The organism is Nocardiopsis sp. TNDT3, from assembly GCF_003427465.1.
Taxonomy (GTDB): domain Bacteria; phylum Actinomycetota; class Actinomycetes; order Streptosporangiales; family Streptosporangiaceae; genus Nocardiopsis; species Nocardiopsis dassonvillei.
The window spans coordinates 1-2,108 of record NZ_QPFC01000777.1; the positions used below are offsets into that span (position 1 = coordinate 1).

General features: G+C 75.3%; 2 protein-coding genes. One reads left to right on the plus strand and one right to left on the minus strand.

All coding sequences use genetic code 11. The features are described from left to right. Nucleotides 1–867: ribosome small subunit-dependent GTPase A (rsgA, locus tag DQW06_RS19140; protein ID WP_117199038.1), on the plus strand; the 867-nt coding region annotated here is incomplete at its 5' end. Nucleotides 868–993: 126 nt separating this feature from the next. Here rsgA and DQW06_RS19145 read toward each other — a convergent pair. Beyond that, on the minus strand, nt 994–1,917 hold the full coding sequence (locus DQW06_RS19145; protein WP_013155072.1) for a TatD family hydrolase: 924 nt from the start codon (nt 1,915–1,917) through the stop codon (nt 994–996). Nucleotides 1,918–2,108 lie beyond the last annotated feature (191 nt).

The window sequence follows — 2,108 nt, forward strand, 5'->3', positions numbered from 1 at the left end:
GTCCTCGAACGCTCCGGCAGCCTCGTCCGCCAGGGCGTGGCCCGCGACTCCCACGACCAGGTCCTGGCCGCCAACATCGACGGCGTCCTGGTCTGCGAGGCCGCCGACCAGGGGCCCAACGTGGGCCGCCTCGAACGCTTCCTCAGCCTGGCCTGGGCGAGCGGGGCGACCCCGGTCGTGGCGGTCACCAAGGCCGAACTGGCCGGGGACCGCCTCCCCGAGGTACTCGAACTCGTCGGCTCGGTGACCGCGGGCGCCGACGTGCACACCGTCAGCGCGCACACCGGCCTCGGTGTGGAGGAACTGGCCGCGCGGTTCCTGCCCGGCACCACCTGGGTCCTGCTCGGCACCTCCGGAGCGGGCAAGTCCAGCCTGGTCAACGCGGTGGCCGGGCGGAAGCTGATGGACACCGGCGAGATCCGCCACGACCGGCGGGGGCGGCACACCACCACCCGCCGCCAGCTCCTCCAGCTGCCGGGCGGAGCGCTGGTCCTGGACATCCCCGGGGTGCGGCGCATCGACGTGCCCGGCGACGCGCGGGGCGTGGACCGGACCTTCGCCGACATCTCCGACCTCGCCGAACAGTGCCGCTTCCGGGACTGCCGTCACGGCAGCGAGCCCGGCTGCGCGGTCACCGCCGCCGTGGACGAGGGCGAGCTGGACGCCCGGCGGCTGGAGCGCTGGAACCGGCTCCGGCGCGAGTCCGAGTGGAACCGCTCCCGGGGCGACGCGCGACTGCGAGCCGAGCGCCGCAGGCAGTGGAAGGCCGCCGACCGGCAGGGCCGGGAGAACTCCCACCCGTCACCCGCCACCACCCTCAACGGACGCGCTTCGCGCGCAGCCTTCCCGCGCAAGCGGGGCGGCTAGAGCTGGCGCGCCGCCTGCGGCGTGGGCGGCGCGCGGTCGCCAGGGCGGGGTCCCCACGTTCCCGGCGGGACGCGCGGCCCCGCCGCCGTTCGTGACGGCGGGGGCCCGGATCCGCGGATCCCGGGGTCAGAACCCGAAGGCGCGTCCCGCGTTGCCCGCGATGATCCCGGCCAGTTCGTCCTCGTCCATGCCCTTGACCCCCGCCAGCGTCCGCAGCGTGTGCGGGATCAGGTAGGGGGCGTTGGGACGGCCCCGGTAGGGCTTGGGGGTGAGGAAGGGCGCGTCGGTCTCCACCAGCATCAGCTCCGGCGGCGCCGCCGCGGCGGCCTCGCGCAGGGATTCGGCGCTGGCGAAGGTGACGTTGCCCGCGAAGCTCATGAAGTACCCGTGCTCGGCGCACACCTTGGCCATGGCCGCGTCGCCGGAGAAGCAGTGGAAGACCACCCTGTCCGGCGCGCCCTCCTCCTCCAGGATCCGCAGCACGTCCTCGTGGGCGTCGCGGTCGTGGATCATCACGGCCTTGCCGTGGCGCCTGGCGATGTCGATGTGGCGGCGGAAGGACTCCTCCTGGGCCCGCGCGCCCTCGGGGCCGGTGCGGAAGGTGTCCATGCCGGTCTCGCCGACCGCCACCACCTGGGGCAGAGCGGCCAACTCGTCGACGGCGGCCAGCTGCGCCTCCAGCTCCGCCGTCCCGCCGGGCTCGCGGAGCTTGCCCGCCCAGTCGGTGTCGTCCACCTCCACGCCCGGGGCGCCGTCACCGTGCACGATGCGCGGCGCCTCGTTGGGGTGCAGGGCCACCGCCGCCCACACCCGGCCCGGGTGCGCGGCGGCCACCTCGGCCGCCCACCGCGAGGAGGCCAGGTCCACGCCCACCTGGACGAGCGGGGTCACCCCGACGCCCTCGGCGGCGGCGATGATCTCCTCGACCTCCGGGGTCTGCATGTCCATGTGGGTGTGGCTGTCGGCGACCGGTACGCGCAGGGGTTCGGGTACCGGAGGGGGCGTCTGGTCGTTGCGCTCCCTGACCGCTCTGCCGCTGCGCTTTCCCATGCTCACGTTCCTCCACGAAGAAGCGCCGACGGGCGGTGCCCGCCGGCGCGGTCGTCCTTCTCCCCGCCGCGGCCGGGGCCTACCCGGCGGCGCCCTCCAGGCGGGCCAGCTCCTCGTCCACGACCGACTGGTCGAGCTTGGCGAACAGCGGCTCCGGACGGCCGAGCGGGGTGCCCACCGCGATCGGCCGC

Excerpts from the sequence above, each read along its gene's own strand:
- DQW06_RS19145 (WP_013155072.1), bottom strand. The coding sequence starts at position 1,917 with ATGGGAAAGCGCAGCGGCAGAGCGGTCAGGGAGCGCAACGACCAGACG.